Here is an 18,853-nt window from a genome sequence, read left to right as displayed (position 1 = left end):
TCTAAAAAGTGGTCGATGCCAATCCGTAACTGGACGTCTGCTCTGAATCGTTTTATGATTATGTTTGATGACCGTATCAGTAAGCATTTAATCTAAATGGCAGTTACACAGAATCTGGGATGGTCTCTGTTTAGACGTCATAATTGTTGATATTTATTCAAAAATAAATCTCTTATATTGATTAGATAATATCAACTTTTACTTTATAGAAACTTTAAGAAACGTTAAGTCTTACTGAGTTTTTCTTCATGAAAGATACTTATATTCTAAGGCTTAGCGCCAAATATTATTTTAAAACACCTAATAGTGAGACTTACTAGCTATATTTATGAAAACTCAAGCAAGATATTGGGCAATATACAAAACACATCATCATATTTGCACTTACCGTAAAAAGGGCAAAAAAACCACCAAAGTAATGCGTTATCTAGAAGATACTGAGCGTGGCATTGATGTAAAACAGTAGCTGTTCTCTCACATATTTTCTGACCGCCAGTCCATCAAATGGCTCAAAGCTATGTATCGATACTATATCTCCATGCATCAATACCATATTTCAGTACTCTCAATGATTATCACCTTTTGCTGAACTGTCTATATAGAGTCATAGTCTAACGTTGAGTTATGATCATAAGCGTTAAATAAGCCACTATCTTGAACAACGCTTAATTCGTCCTTACAAAAAAAATGACGCCTACTTGAGGCGTCATTTTTAGATAATCAGATATTACTTTTAAGAGCGGTGTCTGTAATCATTTTTACTTTGTTTATCATTTCTATACTTGCTCTGGTATTTGTCTTGGTGCTTTTCTTGTGCTTTATGTTTGGCAGCCATTATTTTTGCTTTTTGCTGTGATACCTTTGCCTTGTTTTTGACAACTTTGCGTTTACTATCTGCTTTTGTTTTAGCATCATGTTTTTGATGCTGTACTTGGGCGGCATGAGAATTTGAGTAATCAGGTGCCGCGTTGGCTTGACCAACCATAGACAAACAAGCGGTAGCGGCTAAAATCGAACTTACTATTATCTTTTTCATTTTATTTTCCCAGTTTCATTCATATTGATGAATAATAATTAAAGATACCTTATGACGTATCAAATAAGATATTGCGATGTCGCATCGCTCTATCGACAAAGAAAATGATAACTGATTCTAGTATTAAGTAGATTTATGAAACATGAAGAAAGGTTGCGATTGTTGCCGTTGTTTGGCACATTCAGACACTAAACTGTAGACAGCCAAACAGTTGTGCTACTAGTGTAAGTAAATAGATGGGCAGACCTAAAAGTATATATATGATGCTTTTGATTACTGTAGAGGCGGATGTAGCATTCAATGTTTAATGCTTAATATTTGACACTTATATAGACAGCGCGACTGATCTATAAGTGCCGACTGGAAAAACTTATGTTTGGGTTATTACGTATTGTATTGATAGCACTTGGACTCATACTTATCATCGACTGTATCGCACTGATAGCCATTGACAAGGTTAATTTTGGCACGGTACTGCCTTTTCTGATAGGTGTGGTTTTTTTGGGTCATGGGCTGGGTGCGCCTATGATTGCTAGAGTGCTTGTCAAACATCCTGTACTGCGTCGTATCTGGTATGGGTTATGGTTAATATTTGGGTTATGGCTCATGAGCTTTTTGGTATTTGTTTACTCATTGCAACAGCAGATTGCTCGTAGCAAACAAACGCTACCGCCCGTGGCCGCTATTATCGTGCTTGGTTCTGGTACCGTTGCGGGCAAACCCAGCGCCACCCTCGCCAATCGTCTGGATACGGCAGCAACGCTGATTGAGCAGCAGCCACAAGCATTGGTCGTTACCAGTGGCGGTATCGGTCTGGGGCAGCCGCGCAGTGAGGCAAACATTATGGCAACTTACTTGCAGGACACGCACGATATTCCGCTAGATCGTATTTATCAAGAAGGCAGAAGCACCAGCACTGAGGAAAATTTGGCGTACAGTCAGGATATTCTTACGCAGCATAGTATTAATAAAAACATGCCCATTGCGATTGTCACCAGTGATTTTCATACCATCCGTGCTATAGCAATTGCAAAGCATCAGGGCTACAAGCAGCCTGTTGCACTCGCCAGCCCAACGCCGCTATCTATTCGCTATAACGCCTGGTTCAGAGAGTATTTTGCCTTTGGTAGTGGCTGGCTGCTAAAAGAATACTGATACCTTGAGAATCAAAGACATCATTGTAGTGCAGTGCAGTGCAGTGCAGTGCAGTGTATAACACCATACTATTTTGAGCAGTACTACGCTGTCCTTTGTAGAACATAAACCACAAATTTTGCTTCTGTATTGAATGACACTTTTTCTACCGCTGACAGCAATGCTTGTCTTTTCTCACTACGCGCCCGGTACGCATAAGGTGTCATCGTCATCAGATCAGCTAAGTCCTCTGCGGATAGACTCATTTTCGTACTGACACGCTGAGTCTCAACCAACGTAAAATATGGCGCCAATTCTTGTAGGAACTTATCAGAATCATGTTCACGCACACTATCGAATAAAGCTTCACGCAACGTCGCCAAATGCCCAACATCTGGTTTAGCAATAATCAGATAGCCATTATCAGCCAACACCTTAGCGAACGCTTCGGGCAAAATGGGGCTAAATATACTACTGATACCGGTAATGCTATGAGGGCGTAGTGGTAGATGCGCCGCACTGGTCACTAGTGGATAGACGGCTGTTGGCTTAGTAACACTATCCTCATTCTGTTGATACCAGAGATGACCTATCGCTTTGCTCACTTTAGCCAACTCAACCAATGCAGGCTTACTGATATCAGCGGCTATTAACGTGTCTATGAGCGACGAGCCCATTTGTGCCATTGCCTGCGTATAATAACCTTCACCGCAACCGATATCGAGCCAATGAACAGAGTTGGTATTATGCTCATCTGTGGACTCATTTTTTGATAACAGCACTTCCATTTTTTGGCTGATCAGATCCTGCAGCGGTGCATAATGCCCTTGGTTCAAAAACCGTTTACGCGCATTGATAGACGCTTGACTGTCGCCAGGTGCTTTGGAATTTTTCTGTTGGACAGGCAGAAGATTGACGTAGCCTTGACGGGCAACATCAAAGGGGTGCGAGGTATTTTTGGGGTGCAAACTACCATCACAGCGCCACGTGTCTGTAGCAGGCTGTAGTGGTGACTGGCAAAGTGGACAAATAAATAAGGACACAGATATCTCAAAGTCATAGCAATATGACTCGCATTTTAACAAATTTCGTGTGCCTTGAATGATAAAAAGCCATCTCAATGTTGGTTGAGATGGCTTTTAGAACACCAATATAAGTACATTCACAATACGGTTTGAAACTGATGTCTTAACGCAGCTTCAGTGTCATCAGTCCAAGAATAACAAGTATGATAGCGATAATCCAAAACCTGGCTACTACTTGTGTTTCTTTCCAGCCGATCTCTTCGAAATGATGATGCAGCGGTGCCATACGGAAAACACGTTTTTTACGCAGTTTGTAAGAGCCTACTTGTAGCATGACTGATAGCGCCTCAGCGACAAACAAGCCGCCCATAATAGCAAAGGCTATCTCTTGTCTCGTCATCACCGCAATCGTACCTAGCATCGCGCCGAGCGCTAGTGCACCGACATCTCCCATAAATACCTGCGCTGGGTGAGCATTGAACCATAAGAAACCAAGCCCTGCCCCAACCATCGCGCCACAAACAATAAGCACCTCAGAGTTATAGGCAATATAAGGCACATGTAAGTAATCCGCAAAGCGCACATCACCCGATACATAAGCCATAGCGCCCAAACCTGCAGCAACCAAAACGACTGGCAAAATCGCCAAACCATCTAAACCGTCCGTGAGATTGACCGCATTGGAGGCGCCATTGATCACAAAGTAGGTAAAGATGATAAAGCCAATACCAAAGGGCACTGCGGAAAATGGAATCATCCAGTCTTTGAATACGGGCAATAACAGGTCCTGCATCTCACGGGTGGTGTTGATGTCTGGCTGTAGTGTGGCGATATAGTACAACGAGACGCCGACGAACAATGCGCCCATCGACAACCAAAAATATTTCTTTCGTGCGATCAGACCTTTGGGGTCTTTGTATTTAATCTTGAGCCAATCATCTGCCCAGCCTACCGCGCCAAAAACAACCATAACAACGAGCAAAATCCAGACGTAAGGATTATTCAGGCGTGCCCATAGCAGCGTCGATATGCCAATAGCACTTAGAATAAGTACCCCGCCCATAGTAGGCGTACCTGTCTTGGCCAAATGCGATTGAGGCCCATCGTTCCGAATAGCCTGGCCGTATTTAAGCGAACGCAGATGCCTAATGACACGTCCGCCAAAAACCATGCTAAACATAAGCGCGGTGACGACAGCGAGCAGTGCTCTTAGCGTCAACGAAGAAACCGCAGAAAACGGCGTATAATACTGACCAAGCCAGCCAAACAACCAAACTAACACCGCCTACTCCTCTACTAATGCATGTATAAGTGTTTCCATTTTCATGGAGCGCGAGCCTTTGAACAACACAGTGCAAGGCTTAGCTTGTTGCGCTTGTAAATACGGCTGTAAATATTCTAATAAACTGTCTTTGTCTGCAAATGCATGCGCATTGATATCAGAAATCTCTTGCGCGCCGGCAACAGTATAAGCGGCATACTCACCTACACATAACAGTACATCAATACCTGTGGTCGAGATAGTACGGCCCAAGCTTTGATGCTCACTAACTGCCGCATCCCCAAGCTCACCGATATCCCCTAACACCATAACTTGCGTACCCGTTTGTGCAGCCAGCACTTTGGCAGCGGCACGTACCGAGTGAGGATTAGCATTATACGTATCATCAATCAGGCGATGCATACCCAGTATCTGACTGTTCAGGCGACCTTTTGCTGGACGCGCATTTTCTAGACCCACAACGATATCATTGACCTCAATATCTAGCGCGTATGCACAGGCGGCAGCAGCCAAAGCATTATTGACATTATGCTCGCCTGCTAATGGCAAATTGATATCATGAATTTGATTACCGATATGTAGCTTAAACTCACTACGCTCAGGTTCTACATCCAGATGACTTGCACTGACATCGGTATTACCGAACCCAATCACATGTGAAGTGTGCTTTTCAGCAATACGGCGCAACTGGTTGGTAAAATCATCCTTGTCAGGCACTATCGCATACTGTGCGTCCGTCAAAGTGTGATAAATCTCTGCTTTGGTTTGGCAAATCCCTTCACGGCTACCAAACTCGCCTAAATGGGCAGTACCGATATTTAGGATACAGGCCACGTCAGGGCGGACGATCTCAGTCGTATAAGCGATCTCACCAATATGATTGGCACCCAATTCTAAAATAGCATAGCGATGATGATCTGATAGCTCAAGCAGCATCATTGGCACGCCCAAATCATTATTGAGGTTGCCACGAGTAATCAATGTCGGCGCCAATCTACCAAAAATGCTACCCAGCATCTCTTTGCAGGTTGTTTTGCCACTCGAGCCTGTAATAGCAATCACGGTCAGGTCTGTGTGCTGCTGACGTCGATAGCTGGCCAATTGACCTAAAGCCAAACGGGTATCACTTACCACCAACTGTGGGATAGTATTTGCGTCGGATGACGCGGTAGGACGAGACACGATAGCAGCAATTGCACCTTTTGATGCTGCCGTATCGATATAATCATGACCATCAAAATTCTCACCACTTAACGCCAAAAAGATATCACCTGGTTTTATCGTGCGAGTGTCGGTAGCGATACGCTTACTGGCTAGAGCGACTTCTCCTGCATTTGCATGGTCTTGTGGCAGTTGCCAATGACCATCGAGCGACGCTGTCGCAGCAAGCATATTATCCATTTGCCAGACATAAAGCCCTTGTGACTGGATGGTGTTATCGGTGTCGGCTGTCATAGTGGTTACCTTATATGATGACTACTTAATTTTTGTATTTAATGATCACTCTTGACTGTTTTATGCAGCGAGCGTCTATCGGCTATACACGGCCCGCTTGTTCTAATGCCTGTTGCAAAATAACACTGTCATCAAAGTCATAACGAACGTTGTTTATTTCTTGGTAAGTCTCATGGCCTTTGCCCGCAATGACGACGATGTCATCTGGACCCGCCTGACTGACGGCATACATAATTGCCTCTTGGCGCGCAGGCTCTATGTGAGTGTGTTGATATTGCTCAGCACTCATTCCAGCTTGCATGTCTTGCAAAATAGCGGTGGGGTCTTCGGTACGTGGATTGTCCGCAGTTAGGACAACTTTATCAGCACCAGCTAGACCTGCTTGTGCCATCAGCGGACGCTTGCCTGCATCACGGTCGCCGCCGCAACCAAATACCGCCCACAATTGACCCTTACAGTGAGTCTTCAAACTCGCCAATACCTGACTGAGTGCATCTGGTGTATGCGCATAATCTACGATAAAACAGCCATCATTAGATGGCACACGTTGCATACGCCCGACAGCGCCTTTTAGCTGTGTCACTGCCTCTGCAATGCGATGAATACTTATATCTGAATGGGCAGCACTTAACTGAACATCATTTAACTGAGCACTGTTTGACTGGTTTTTATTTAACTGGGTATTCAGCGCCGTAGTAGCGGCTATCGCTGCGAGTAAATTCGCTACATTAAAACGGCCCAATAATGGACTGACAATATCTATAGTCGTGGCTTGCTCATCACCAAAATCTGTACGTAAGCTAATCTTGACCCCTTGCAGGCTCGGCGTGATATCAGTCGCCACGAAGGTAGCTGATGCTAATGGGTCTAAACTGTAGGTCCATACCGTTAAATGGCTAGCTCTCGCAGTATCTAGCATGACCTGAGCATGCTCATCATCAATATTGATAATGGCATGAGTCAAATCTGGAAAATGTGCCGTATCAAACAGCTTGGCTTTGGCGGCAGCGTATTCTGCCATATCGGCGTGATAGTCTAAGTGATCACGGCTAAGATTGGTATAAATCGCCACAGAAACAGGCATACCTTGCAAGCGCTGCTGATCTAAACCATGAGAGCTGGCTTCTAGTGCCAGTATTTCAGCATTCTCTGTCCCCATTTGATACAAAAACTGCTGTACAGCCAAGGCATCTCCTGTGGTGTGACTCGCCTGTACTAACGCGCCAAGCCTACCATTACCTGCGGTACCCATTACCGCGCTACTCATACCTGTCAATTGTGTAAGCTGCGCTACCAATTGACTGATAGTGGTCTTGCCATTGGTCCCAGTCACAGCCACTACTTTTGGCAAAGTCACTGGCTGATGATACTGTAGATACGCTTGGATTAAACCACCCAAAAAATCACGGATGTTAGGAACGTATAAGACTGGGCATGAGAGCGCTGCTGATTGCTGTGACGCATTGCTTTTACTATCTACCGCCGACGCATTACTGGTATCTGCAGAGCCGCTGATATCGCTCATTAAGGTGATAGGATTAATTTCTGATAGCACAAAAGCCGCTTTTGAGGCGGCCTGCAATAAATAATCGCGGCTTTTCTGTACGTTCGGCGTGTGGCTGTTTAGAAGGATAAATACGTCGTTATCAGACAGTTGGCGACTGTCTAATTGAAACTGCTGAAAGACGATATCAGCGACAGAGTGAATCTGAGCTGAGACTGCCTGATTTACCACTTTTTGGGCCGAAGTTGCCATCATTTCTGTCAATTGCTGCGCCAGCCTGCTATCACTAGCATCGATAAGCTGTTGCAAAGTGACAGAGATAACAGGGGCGCCATTTGGCGATAAGGTAGGCAGGGTCATGAGCAATTCCTAAACAGTTAATACCAATCAGCGCTTAGAAGCGCTGACTACTTAAAATAATTGAACGCCTACTGTGGTTCTGTTTTGAGCGGCTTATCCAAAGGCACATTGTACAATCGTAACGCCTCTTTCATGACGTTGTGAAATACAGGGGCAACGGTGAGGCCAGCATAGATTTGACCGCGCGGATCTTCGATGAGCATGACACCCACAAGCTTTGGATTAGAGGCTGGTGCCATACCAGCAAACACATTTCGATACTGATCAGTATAATAGCCGCCTTCTGGATTGATGCGGCGCGAGGTACCTGTCTTACCTGCCACACGATAGCCATCAATAGCAGCGGCTTTGGCGGTACCGCCTGGCTCAGTCACACTCTCGAGCATTTGGACGATCGACATCGCTTGCTCGCGCGCCATAATACGTTTGCTGGGCTGCGGCCTGTCATTTTTGATCAAGGTCAACGGGTGCATTACCCCGCCTGCCGCTAGTGCTGAATAAGCCTGAGCCACTTGTGCTAGCGTTACTTGCAGTCCATAACCATAACTGACCGTTGCACGGCGTGAGGTTTCTTTTTCTTTTGGTGTCACAATGAGACCACTGCCTTCACCTGGGAACTGTAGAGGGGTTTTTGTCCCAAAACCAAACTGTTTTTGCATATTGGTAATGGCTTCAGGTGGTAGCGAGAGCGCAATCTTGGTGGAGGCGACGTTACTGGATTTTTGTAGCAGCGTTGCCATATTGATCATGCCAAGATTATTATGATCTCGAATGGTATAGCCGCGCACACGAATTGAGCCAGGATTGGTATCAATTAAGGTAGTCGGTGTATATTTACCTGAGTCCAATGCAGCAGCAACGGTAAATGGCTTCATAACTGAACCTGGTTCAAACACATCTAACAGCGCGCGGTTACGTTGGTTTTCGCCCGTCATCTCATTGAGATTATTCGAGTTGAATGAGGGCCATGTCGATAGTGCCAGTACCTCGCCTGTCTGCACATCGACGATCATACCTGTTGACCAGCGCGCTTTTTGCAAGCGTCCTGCTTTCTCCAGCTCTTTGTAGAGCAAATACTGCAAACGCGAATCAATCGTCAGTGCCACATCTTTACCTGGTATCTCAGGCTCGATTTGCTTGATCTCTTTTAGGCTATTTTGTTTGGCATCTTTTAAGACCAGTACCTTACCGTCATCACCTGCCAGCTCTTTTTCATGCTGACGCTCAATACCAGCACGGCCCTCATAACCGCCCTCGGGATCATTGGCATTCTGTCCCATAAATCCTAGTAGCTGCGCATTAGATTGTGGCTGCGGATAATAACGCTGAAAGAAGTTTTTCTCGTGGACACCAGGGAAGTCAAGAGAGCTAACGCTTTGAGCAATCTCTGGCGTTACTTTGTTGAGCAGCGGTAGATAATGCGAGCCTGCACCAGATGGCAGTGCCGCTTTGACAGCTTCCTCGTCAGTCACATCGAGACTGTCATCGATTGCGGTGACTTTTTTTAGTTCATCAACTGAAATATTAGCAGCCGTTGCTAGTGTCATCAGATCCATATTATCCAAGCGTTTTTGCATACGCGCCTGTAGTTGTGGACTACTAGGATTGGTCAAAATAATGCGTTTGAGCTCGTAATATTCACTTGCGTAGTCATGTGGGCTGAATGATACGGTCGCAAGCGGCGCACTGACCGCAAGCGGTAAGTTATTGCGATCTGTAATCATGCCTCGATAAGATTTTTGTGTGCGCTCACTGGTAATGAGCTCATTACCTTTGTCTTGATAAAACTGCGCATTAGCCACTTGGATATAATAAGCACGGCCAATCAATAACACTAATATTACCAGCGCCAAACCCCAAACAGTACGAAAACGGTTTTTGTCTTGCTCAAAACCGCCACGAGAAGAAGCGCCAGAGGCCTTACCTAAGAACCCTCGTTTGCTCTTTGAGTTTTTTCCAGCGTTATAAGCGCCTTTGGTATCGCTCTTTTTTATACGGCCAAATAGCTTTGCCTTACGATTGCCTGCCGCTTTATCACTCGCTTGCCCAGATTTGGCAGCGCTAGCACGGCGCAACGGCTTTGTTACCTTACCGCTGGCTGGTTTTTTGCCGGTGCTTTTTGCTGTAGGTTTGGTTTTTTTCTCACTCATTGTCCTGCCTCCATTGCCGGTTCTTCAGGAGAGATGTCGGTGGAAGCACGTGGGCCAGTAGCGTCAGTCAACTCTTCGTCTGAGTCATCAGAAACTACTGGCACCAACGCTGTCGCGACGCCAGGCTGGATAATAAGCTTGTCTTTTAGGGTTGGGGAGTACATGCCCAGTTCAGCAACGGCACGGCTGGCAATCTGAGGTGTTGCACTGAAAGTTTGCTGCTCAATCAATAGCCGTTGGTGCTCTACTTGTAGCTTACGCTCTTGTTTTTTCATGTCTTGCAAGGTTTTATAATCCTGATGATATTGCTGAACTTCTTCGGCAGTTTTGATACCACTCCAAACGATTGCGGCTGCCAGTAGCAGCAGTACAACCACATAAATACTTACCACATTGAATCGGCGCACGAACAGCTCGCCGATATCGGTGTTGGAGGGTACAGCGCGGCGATTTGCAGGTTTGTCAGATATTGCCATGACGATCTCAAAAAAGTGAACGTAAACGATAAAGTAAATAGTGAGTTGCAAACAACGAACTTAACATTGCCCAGCAGTACCATCAATAAAAATAAAACCAAAGATAACCATCGTATGACTGTAGCAGCCTGACTATAAGAGCCTATTACCTTACAAGTCTCCGACTATCAATGTATCCTGTTAAAGCCAGATCTACTGCCGTGCTAGATTAAATGAATGAACACTTAATTTTAACTTAGAAGATGATCGATTCATGAGCCCATAAGCCTCATAGATCGTGAAACAGATAAAAATTATTTGCCGAGCCTAACAGACAATATTTACAGCTTTTTAACAGTGGCGTAGCGATTAAGACATTTGCACATCATTGAGATAGACAATAGCAACCATACGCGACCTGCTTAGTGCTTTCATCCAAGATTTATGATGCGTCCGTTTGCTGATACGCTGTATCAGTACGAGTGGCCAGTCGCAACCAGGCGCTGCGCGCGCGCGGATTCTGACTGGTTTCAGCTTTGCTAGGGCCGACCCGTTTTGGCTTGCTAAAATAACGCGGACGGTTCGGCGGCATCGGTAGATTTTCGTCTTCTGGATACTGGCCTTTACTATGACGCTGCAAAAACTGTTTGATACGGCGATCTTCTAATGAGTGAAAGCTAATCACCGCCAGCTGACCACCTGGTTTTAAAATCGGAATGCTTTGCGCTAAAAAGTCATCGACATCGCCCAGCTCATTGTTAATAAAGATACGCATGGCCTGAAAGCTTTGCGTCGCTGGATGCTTACCGCGCTGCCAGTTAGGATGCGCTACTTTGATCACTTCTGCCAGCTCAAGCGTAGAGTCATAGCCCTCCATCTGTTTGATAGCGCGGGCAATACGGCGACTGTGACGCTCTTCACCAAACTCATAGAGCACATTGGCCAACGTCTCGTCATCGACTGTTTCAAGCCACTCGGCAACTGACTGACCACGACTGGTATCCATGCGCATGTCCACCGCCCCATCACGCATAAAGCTAAAGCCGCGACTACCATCATCAATCTGCGGTGATGAAATGCCCAAATCCGCCATCAAGCCATCCACTTCACTGATGCCCATAGCAGCTAGACTGTCAGTCAAGGTCGCAAAGCTGTCATGAACCACACGCACACGGCTGTCTTTACTTGCCAACTCTTGCGCTACGCTAATGGCCGTCGGGTCTTTGTCAAAGACAATCAGTGTGGCATCATCGGCGAGTTGACCTAATAGTAGCCTGCTATGACCACCACGACCAAAGGTCGCATCGACGTAGATACCACTTATATTTAAGCTATTTTGGTCGCCTTCTGTTTGCTTAGGCAAGGATTTTACGCCGAGCACTGCAGCGACAGTCTCTTGCAGCAGCACCGCATCATGGACAAAACTTAATTCATCAGACGTGATATCGCCCTCATGACTGGCATGAGTAATATCCATATCGACATTTTGCGTAGACACATCACTTGTCAATAATGTGCTGGGCGCTGACTCAGAGAGATCAGTGGCAATAGAAGAACTGGCTTTCGATTTTGGCTTAGACTTTGATAGGGACACAAACAACTCAATAGATGACGACCATACTGGCCAGTAATTGGATGAAAATAAACAAGTTATGACTTTCCTAGCATTATTATCGCAAGGATACACGACGAGTCAAGCACTAGAAGGGCTTTTCATTAAAAATATCACATGTCTCTGTTATACTAGCGCTATATTTTACGCTATTTCTTCACATCGACTTTATATCTTTCATCGCTATTTATACTAATAGCTTATATCGATAGCAAATTTTGAGACTTTTACCATGCAAACCTCTACTGACAGCACGCGCCCTGTGCGCACGCGTATCGCCCCATCACCAACTGGCTTCCCACACGTAGGTACTGCCTATATTGCCCTGTTTAACTTAGCTTTTGCCAAAGCGCACGGCGGCGAGTTTATCTTACGTATCGAAGATACTGACCAGACGCGCTCAACTGAGCAATCAGAACAGATGATTTTGGATGCCCTACGCTGGGTTGGTCTAGATTGGAGCGAGGGTCCAGATATTGGCGGTCCACATGCGCCTTATCGTCAGAGCGAGCGCAGCGATATCTACAAAAAGCACGCTGAGATGCTCATAGAAAAAGACCACGCATTCCGCTGTTTTTGTACCCCTGAAGAGTTAGATGCTATGCGCGCTGAGCAAATGGCAAATGGCGAGACCCCTCGTTATGATGGTCGCTGCGCTCATCTTGCACCCGAAAAAACTGAGCAATTGGTAAGCGAAGGCAAGCCGCATGTGATTCGTATGCGCGTACCTACCGAAGGCACTTGTCAGGTACAAGACATGCTGCGCGGTACGGTTGAGTTCCCTTGGACCCAAGTCGACATGCAAGTGCTGCTAAAAACAGACGGTATGCCAACCTATCATTTAGCCAACGTCGTTGATGATCATTTGATGGACATCACTCATGTGATGCGCGGTGAAGAGTGGCTCAACTCTGCGCCCAAGCATCAACTGCTATACAATTATTTTGGTTGGGAAATGCCGACGCTCTGCCATATGCCATTACTGCGTAACCCTGATAAATCAAAACTGTCTAAGCGTAAAAACCCAACCTCTATCACCTACTATCGTGATGCAGGCGTTCTACCTGAAGCGCTGCTAAACTATCTCGGTCGTATGGGCTACTCAATGCCCAATGACGCTGAGCAGTTTACGCTAGAAGAAATGATTGCCAGCTTTGATATTCAGCGCGTGTCGCTTGGCGGCCCTATCTTCGATATCGAAAAACTCAACTGGGTAAATAGCGAATGGCTACGTGCGCTCACCCCTGAAGAGCTAAAGAATAAAATCCTCGAATGGGCCAGCAACAGTGACAAACTGACTGCTATTGCAGCCGCGATTCAGCCACGTATCGAGCTATTGTCTGATGCGGTGAACTGGGGAGGTTTTTACTTCCAAAACTTACCTGATATTAATGCTGAGAGCTTCACTCATAAGACGCTTGCGTCTGAGCAAATTATCGAGATGCTGCAATTGGCGCTTTGGCAGTTAGAAGTCTTACCAACGTGGTCAGAAGAAAACATCTATGCCACGCTAAAAGGCCTTGCTGCTCACCTTGATATTAAGATGCGTGATTTTATGGCGCCGTTCTTTATCGCTATCGCTGGTAGCACCTCATCGACGCCAGTCATGAACTCTATGGCGATTATCGGCGCTGATATGACGCTGACTCGATTGCGTCATGCGGTTGACGTACTAGGCGGCCTCGGTAAAAAGAAATTGAAAAAACTTGAGAAACAAGCGGCAGAATTGCCAGATTTCTTAGCAGCTGCTGAATAGTTTATCAAAATGGACTAGTGTCAATAGTGCAAAGGCGTGGACTCTGTTATTACAGAATCCACGCCTTTTTTATTATCAAAAGTTATGTTTCCCAATAAAACTAGAATGTTGTAGACTATTAATTTAGCTTTTTAGTCAAATTGGAGATTAAAGATTTGAAAATTATTAAACTCATGACACCTTTGCTCGTAAGTAGCTTTTTGATTGCGCCAAGCTTTGCAACTGGTTTTCAAATGCCATTTACATGGGGAGATTATGGCGATAGAAGTGCATCGGTTATGTATATGAGTGGCAGTAGTGAAGATTCCAAAATCCTTATAGCTAATATTACTCATTCAGCGTCAGGACATCAGGGGCTATACTTCAGCGATCACTATGTCGATACCTCTGATGTTTGTAGTTTTAAAACTACTGTCCCCAGTAGATATACAATGGTATTTAACGGACAGGCAGTTAAGATGCTACGCTGGTGTAAAAAATTTACAGACGTGGATCAGTATTACTTCGAACTAACCCCTGCAACAGAACGTGGCGATAACTATGTTATTAGGTTATTTAAAAAAGCTACCTTACCCATCAAAATTCAATACGATAATGAAACTCTTAACTTTCCAGTAATAGGCTTTACCAAAGCATGGAATAGTGCTGGTGGTGATGCCATCTAATAGTATGTTCACAAAATTCACAGGTACTAGATAAGAACCTATAAAATAGATAAATTATTTATAACTTGTTAAGTCTTCTTATAAGCTGGAAATAAACATGGCTGCCAAAACCGTCACAATAGAAAGCAAGGACTACGTCTTCAATACTTTAAAAGAAGCGCAGAAATATTATGATGCCATCGTAAAAGAGCTGTTTGATGCAACTTTGACCCTGACCAAGGGCCAAGACTTCGAAGATTTAAAATGGATATACAGCACTTACTGCGGTTACACCAAGCATAATCTAGATAAATTAGGCAAATATGACATCATTGGCGTCAAAGGTATCAGAACGATCCGAGAAAAAGGCGGTCAATATATGCCAACTGAATGCTGTGCGATTATTTTTTCTGATGGTAGCGAAGCAGAGTTTTATACCGATAAAGCCATCAAAGAGATCGCACTTAAGCAAAATCCACGCTAATTTAGGTGTGTTGAGCCTTTAAAATAGGCTAAATCGCTTTTTTTTTGCATATTTATGAATTATTTTTAAAATAGTTGTTGACAGGACCGCTGGTCTTGCATAAAATACGCACACTCTTAGCGAGGGGCTATAGCTCAGTTGGTAGAGCACTTGCATGGCATGCAAGGGGTCAACGGTTCGACTCCGTTTAGCTCCACCATACTTATTTATAGCAACGCTCAGCATTACTGAAACGTAATAATAAATACTCGCTAGTAGGACGATATCAGCACCTAGGCAATGCTTATTTATAAGCTATCTGATATTGTGAAGTACCGTTGTAACCACTGGTTATAACACTCTATGCGTCCCCATCGTCTAGAGGCCTAGGACACCGCCCTTTCACGGCGGTAACGGGGGTTCGAATCCCCCTGGGGACGCCACTATTCGGCGTCACTTATTAGCACTTTTGCTTAGCATCAGGTTAGACTAATAAGCGAACAATAAAAAAGCCCAGTCATCATACGGTGACTGGGCTTTTTTATGTCTATCGTTTCTCCAATATGTCTTAACGCTGCTCTCACAGCTTTATATAACTATATAATTTCTTTCTTTTACCGACTAAACAACTTTGGCTTGAACCATATTCAATCTCCTATAGAACAAATATGAGCTAGAATTTTCATAGAAAACCATTAAAAGCATTGATCTACTACGTCATAACTTAATTTATATATTATTTTTTTCAATACTATAAATATACGGTACTAGCAGCAAAATTTTGTTGATTATGAATAGGCAATTTGTCTTTCTATGATATATTGGATGCAATTTTTAAGTAAATCTCACTATAGATGGTAAATGTCTAATGATGGAAAATTTGTCGAAAGAAGTAATTGTTTATAAGCTTCAGGCTCAACAGAACAAGCCTACCTTGGGTTATTTAAGAGCTGTAGCCGCTAAAGATGGTGACTCTTATGTGGAGTTAGATGCTATAAACTTTTGTCCTTCAAAGAAGATTTTTGTCACGAGAGATTATGAAGAAATAGATAATAAATTCAAAGAATTTGAACTTTTTAAAGTAACTGTCATAGAGTCGATGTATGACTCTGAAGATACTAGGCCTGAAAGAAACTGTAAATATGTTACAAAAGCTTCAGAGGCTTCTCTCTTAAAACCTAGAGAAATGGTTGAAATTATTGTCAGTACATTGCCTAATCCTAATGAAATGACGATTGGGATTTCAAAGGTTCCTAGTACCTCTTACATATATATCAATGATGATGGGACCTGTTACGGACCTTTTAAATGGGATCAGAATGAGGGCGATGAAAACAATATTACGTTAAGAAAGATCGACTCACCTATGCCCGGAAGACAGCTGGCAGGTGGTAATATCTATTCGGCAAAATTTGAAGATTTAAACAAACATGTACTATATTGCTCTCTAGAAGAAGGTGAAAGATTCTATTTTGAGAATTTAACTAATCTACATAATGATACTCATTTATTAACTACTGACTACTCTTCAGATGAAGATATAGTAAATAATTTCATAAAAATTGCTAAAGATATTGGTTTCAATGATAAAAAAGTTGATTTAGCATCTATAGAAGCTAAAATAAAAAGGTTCCCGAAATATAACCATAAAAATTTTACTGAAAAACTAAACAAGCTAAAAGATATTTCCGATGCCCATCTACTATTTGAATCTGAGGTTATAGATGGTTTTAGCAAATTCTTACGTACTGAACTAGGCGAGAAGGTTACTAAGAAATATATCGATAAAAACGAAGATAATTACTTATCTAATATTAGAGATAATTATAGAGCACAGCTTGAAGATGAATTTAGAAAAAATAATGCCGAACTTGCAAACCTTCAAGAAAAAATTGAGTTTAATAAGCAAGAGTTAGTTAACTTAGGAAAAGAAATTGAAAAAGCTAATCATATTAAGGTCAACTCTGACGTAATCGATAATCTAAAGGTAAATGAAGATTTAGATCAAAAGGTTACACAAAAAAAAGAGCAGCTAACTGATCTAAATGAACAGATTAAACCTCTACTAGAAAAATATAAAAAGCTTAGCTCTTTAAATGAATTAGAGAAAAAAATTGAAGAAGCAACTAATGAATATAAGATAGAAGTAAAAAGACAAGGTGAAATTGAAAAAGAAACATCATCACTTAAGGCTTTGTTTAATGAACATGAAGATAAGCTTCGTAATAGACTGCTTGAACTAAAACCATTCGTAGAAGCTATCAATGGAAATATAGGTCTTTCAAACAAGGAAGTTTCAAAAAATGTTCTTCAAAATGTAACACCCGTTGACATGTCAAATAGTACTGCGCAAGATATTTTAAAATATATTGATTATAGTATGAGGAAAGAAGATAGAAATTTTTCGATCCTTGACATTATTAATATAACAGTAACTCTACAACAATCTTTTATTTGTTTTCTAGCAGGATTACCTGGTGGTGGTAAGACTACCTTAGCTAGACTCGTCGCCAAGATTTACGGCATTCAACAGCAAAGATTTCTTGAGATTCCCGTTGCAAGAAGCTGGACAGGACAAAAAGATCTGATCGGTTTTTTTAATCCAATTTCTAATAAGTTTCAATCTAGTAGTACAGGGCTATATGAGTTCTTATATGCATTAAGTGAAGAAGATAAGTTGATAGATTTACCAGTTCCTATGTCCTTAGTTCTGCTCGATGAAGCAAACCTAAGTCCATTAGAGCATTATTGGTCTTCATTTATGGGTCTAACCGACCCTAAAGAAAGTAAGAAGCTAACTTTGGGCGATAATCAAATTCAAATTCCAGAGAATTTAAGATTTATTGCTACTATCAATTACGATAGTACAACTGAATACCTATCTCCGCGCTTAATCGATAGATCACCAATTATAGTGTTAGAACCAAATTCAATTACAACAAGTATAGATGAAGATATTGACCAAGAGCTTCCACTAGAGATGCCAGTTCCTTATGAAATTATGGAAAAGTGCTTTGGTAAAACTAAGAACAGGCCTGAATTTATTGAAAATGAATACAGAATTTATGGAAAGATTAAAAAAGTACTCGAAGAAAGAAATGGTGAATTAGGCAAACCAATAATTATCAGTAGCCGAAAAGAAATAGCTATCAAGCAGTATTGCAATAAAGCAAGACCTCTAATGCGTGAATTCTCTATAGATGATAAATTATCAGCACTCGACTATGCAGTTTTACAAATGATCTTACCTTTACTAAGAGGGCATGGTAAAAACTTTAGTAAAAGATTAAACCGTTTGAGAGAAGTTTTATCTGAAGAAGAGCTAGTTCGTTCTGTTGATTATTTGGATACTATCATAAATAATGGAAATGCTGACTTACACACTTATGACTTCTTTTGTTGGTAAATTTGATGATTGATATAAGAGTTCATTTAAGCGGTGAGGAAGTCTTAGTTACACCAGTGATCAACGTATCTGATATGGACACAGTTGAGTTTGAGGTTATTGTACCAAATAGTGATTACTTATCTTCAAAAAAAATTAAGATATTTTTAGAGGACTATGAGGTCCCATGTATATCATTAAAAAATGGGTCAATCTTTAAATCAGAAACCAACCACCTATTTCGTGAAAGCTTTGGATATAGTAATGTAAGAATCTTCATTGATGACGAGATACTTAGTGAGCTACTATTCAATGTATCAACTGATGAGAAAAAATTTGAAAATATAAAAAGCATGATGTCGTATTTATTAGAGAATAATGAAAGAATATTGGACTTATGCTTTTCCAGAACAAAATACAAGTCTAAAAATGATGGCAAGTTCGAAGCCAGTTTTGATGCATTTATTATAGTCACCTGACCACAAAAATGTTATAAAATAAATCAACTAAACGACTACCACAATAAATAACCATGACTTACTCCCTAGATTATCGCAAACAAGTCTTAAAAAGCTTAGATGAGGGCATGACC

At 42.5% G+C, this 18,853-nt stretch carries 15 protein-coding genes and 2 tRNA genes; 9 read left to right on the top strand and 8 right to left on the bottom strand.

What is annotated here, in order from left to right; all coding sequences use genetic code 11:
- Positions 1 to 328 precede the first annotated feature (328 nt).
- On the top strand, positions 329 to 466 hold the full coding sequence (locus NJD71_RS12920) for a hypothetical protein (protein ID WP_319052341.1): 138 nt from the start codon (positions 329 to 331) through the stop codon (positions 464 to 466).
- A gap of 267 nt (positions 467 to 733) precedes the next feature.
- Here the strand turns inward: NJD71_RS12920 and NJD71_RS12915 are convergent, their stop codons facing one another.
- Complete coding sequence (locus NJD71_RS12915) at positions 734 to 1,036, bottom strand: hypothetical protein (protein ID WP_319052340.1); 303 nt, start codon at positions 1,034 to 1,036, stop codon at positions 734 to 736.
- 372 nt (positions 1,037 to 1,408) lie between these two features.
- Between NJD71_RS12915 and NJD71_RS12910 the strand changes: the two genes are divergently transcribed.
- Positions 1,409 to 2,191, top strand: coding sequence for a YdcF family protein (locus NJD71_RS12910; RefSeq protein WP_319052339.1), 783 nt, complete (start codon positions 1,409 to 1,411; stop codon positions 2,189 to 2,191).
- Positions 2,192 to 2,274: 83 nt separating this feature from the next.
- Here the strand turns inward: NJD71_RS12910 and NJD71_RS12905 are convergent, their stop codons facing one another.
- From NJD71_RS12905 to rsmH, 7 genes are all read right to left on the bottom strand, one after another.
- On the bottom strand, positions 2,275 to 3,219 hold the full coding sequence (locus NJD71_RS12905) for a putative RNA methyltransferase (protein ID WP_319052343.1): 945 nt from the start codon (positions 3,217 to 3,219) through the stop codon (positions 2,275 to 2,277).
- A 139-nt stretch (positions 3,220 to 3,358) separates the two neighbouring features.
- Positions 3,359 to 4,477 carry a phospho-N-acetylmuramoyl-pentapeptide-transferase gene (mraY, locus tag NJD71_RS12900; RefSeq protein ID WP_319052338.1) on the bottom strand — a complete coding sequence of 373 codons (1,119 nt, stop codon included), beginning with the start codon at positions 4,475 to 4,477 and terminating at the stop codon, positions 3,359 to 3,361.
- Between the two features lie 3 nt (positions 4,478 to 4,480).
- Positions 4,481 to 5,932, bottom strand: coding sequence for a UDP-N-acetylmuramoyl-tripeptide--D-alanyl-D-alanine ligase (locus NJD71_RS12895; protein ID WP_319052337.1), 1,452 nt, complete (start codon positions 5,930 to 5,932; stop codon positions 4,481 to 4,483).
- An 82-nt stretch (positions 5,933 to 6,014) separates the two neighbouring features.
- Complete coding sequence (locus NJD71_RS12890) at positions 6,015 to 7,796, bottom strand: Mur ligase family protein (protein WP_319052336.1); 1,782 nt, start codon at positions 7,794 to 7,796, stop codon at positions 6,015 to 6,017.
- A 68-nt stretch (positions 7,797 to 7,864) separates the two neighbouring features.
- Complete coding sequence (locus NJD71_RS12885; protein ID WP_319052335.1) at positions 7,865 to 9,946, bottom strand: peptidoglycan D,D-transpeptidase FtsI family protein; 2,082 nt, start codon at positions 9,944 to 9,946, stop codon at positions 7,865 to 7,867.
- A complete protein-coding gene (gene ftsL / locus NJD71_RS12880; RefSeq protein WP_319052334.1) occupies positions 9,943 to 10,422 on the bottom strand; it encodes a cell division protein FtsL in 480 nt (159 codons plus the stop codon). Before ftsL ends, NJD71_RS12885 begins: the two co-directional genes overlap by 4 nt.
- A 421-nt stretch (positions 10,423 to 10,843) precedes the next feature.
- Positions 10,844 to 11,878 carry a 16S rRNA (cytosine(1402)-N(4))-methyltransferase RsmH gene (gene rsmH, locus NJD71_RS12875; protein ID WP_319052342.1) on the bottom strand — a complete coding sequence of 345 codons (1,035 nt, stop codon included), beginning with the start codon at positions 11,876 to 11,878 and terminating at the stop codon, positions 10,844 to 10,846.
- Positions 11,879 to 12,245: 367 nt separating this feature from the next.
- Between rsmH and gltX the strand changes: the two genes are divergently transcribed.
- The 7 genes from gltX to NJD71_RS12840 all read left to right on the top strand — a co-directional run bounded on the left by gltX (position 12,246) and on the right by NJD71_RS12840 (position 18,740).
- Positions 12,246 to 13,769 (top strand): glutamate--tRNA ligase, encoded by a 1,524-nt coding sequence (gltX, locus tag NJD71_RS12870; RefSeq protein ID WP_319052333.1) that lies wholly within the window; start codon positions 12,246 to 12,248, stop codon positions 13,767 to 13,769.
- Between the two features lie 155 nt (positions 13,770 to 13,924).
- Entirely contained in the window at positions 13,925 to 14,434 is a 510-nt protein-coding gene (locus tag NJD71_RS12865; protein WP_319052332.1) for a hypothetical protein, read from the top strand.
- A gap of 97 nt (positions 14,435 to 14,531) precedes the next feature.
- Positions 14,532 to 14,897 (top strand): hypothetical protein, encoded by a 366-nt coding sequence (locus NJD71_RS12860; RefSeq protein WP_319052331.1) that lies wholly within the window; start codon positions 14,532 to 14,534, stop codon positions 14,895 to 14,897.
- A gap of 123 nt (positions 14,898 to 15,020) precedes the next feature.
- Positions 15,021 to 15,096: transfer RNA gene (locus NJD71_RS12855), tRNA-Ala, on the top strand.
- A gap of 147 nt (positions 15,097 to 15,243) precedes the next feature.
- Positions 15,244 to 15,319, top strand: a tRNA-Glu gene (locus tag NJD71_RS12850).
- 425 nt (positions 15,320 to 15,744) lie between these two features.
- Entirely contained in the window at positions 15,745 to 18,282 is a 2,538-nt protein-coding gene (locus NJD71_RS12845; RefSeq protein ID WP_319052330.1) for a hypothetical protein, read from the top strand.
- A gap of 5 nt (positions 18,283 to 18,287) precedes the next feature.
- Positions 18,288 to 18,740 (top strand): hypothetical protein, encoded by a 453-nt coding sequence (locus NJD71_RS12840; protein WP_319052329.1) that lies wholly within the window; start codon positions 18,288 to 18,290, stop codon positions 18,738 to 18,740.
- The last annotated feature ends 113 nt before the right edge of the window (positions 18,741 to 18,853 follow it).

The sequence above is a fragment of the Psychrobacter sp. PP-21 genome, assembly GCF_033790785.1.
Classification (GTDB): Bacteria; Pseudomonadota; Gammaproteobacteria; order Pseudomonadales; family Moraxellaceae; genus Psychrobacter.
Note: the sequence above shows the minus strand (reverse complement) of the source record. Positions and strands in the feature narration are given on the sequence as shown.

Excerpts from the sequence above, each read along its gene's own strand:
- NJD71_RS12920 (WP_319052341.1), top strand. The coding sequence starts at position 329 with ATGAAAACTCAAGCAAGATATTGGGCAATATACAAAACACATCATCAT.
- NJD71_RS12915 (WP_319052340.1), bottom strand. The coding sequence starts at position 1,036 with ATGAAAAAGATAATAGTAAGTTCGATTTTAGCCGCTACCGCTTGTTTG.
- NJD71_RS12910 (WP_319052339.1), top strand. The coding sequence starts at position 1,409 with ATGTTTGGGTTATTACGTATTGTATTGATAGCACTTGGACTCATACTT.
- NJD71_RS12895 (WP_319052337.1), bottom strand. The coding sequence starts at position 5,932 with ATGACAGCCGACACCGATAACACCATCCAGTCACAAGGGCTTTATGTC.
- NJD71_RS12890 (WP_319052336.1), bottom strand. The coding sequence starts at position 7,796 with ATGACCCTGCCTACCTTATCGCCAAATGGCGCCCCTGTTATCTCTGTC.
- NJD71_RS12885 (WP_319052335.1), bottom strand. The coding sequence starts at position 9,946 with ATGAGTGAGAAAAAAACCAAACCTACAGCAAAAAGCACCGGCAAAAAA.
- ftsL (WP_319052334.1), bottom strand. The coding sequence starts at position 10,422 with ATGGCAATATCTGACAAACCTGCAAATCGCCGCGCTGTACCCTCCAAC.
- rsmH (WP_319052342.1), bottom strand. The coding sequence starts at position 11,878 with ATGGATATTACTCATGCCAGTCATGAGGGCGATATCACGTCTGATGAA.
- gltX (WP_319052333.1), top strand. The coding sequence starts at position 12,246 with ATGCAAACCTCTACTGACAGCACGCGCCCTGTGCGCACGCGTATCGCC.
- NJD71_RS12860 (WP_319052331.1), top strand. The coding sequence starts at position 14,532 with ATGGCTGCCAAAACCGTCACAATAGAAAGCAAGGACTACGTCTTCAAT.
- NJD71_RS12845 (WP_319052330.1), top strand. The coding sequence starts at position 15,745 with ATGATGGAAAATTTGTCGAAAGAAGTAATTGTTTATAAGCTTCAGGCT.
- NJD71_RS12840 (WP_319052329.1), top strand. The coding sequence starts at position 18,288 with ATGATTGATATAAGAGTTCATTTAAGCGGTGAGGAAGTCTTAGTTACA.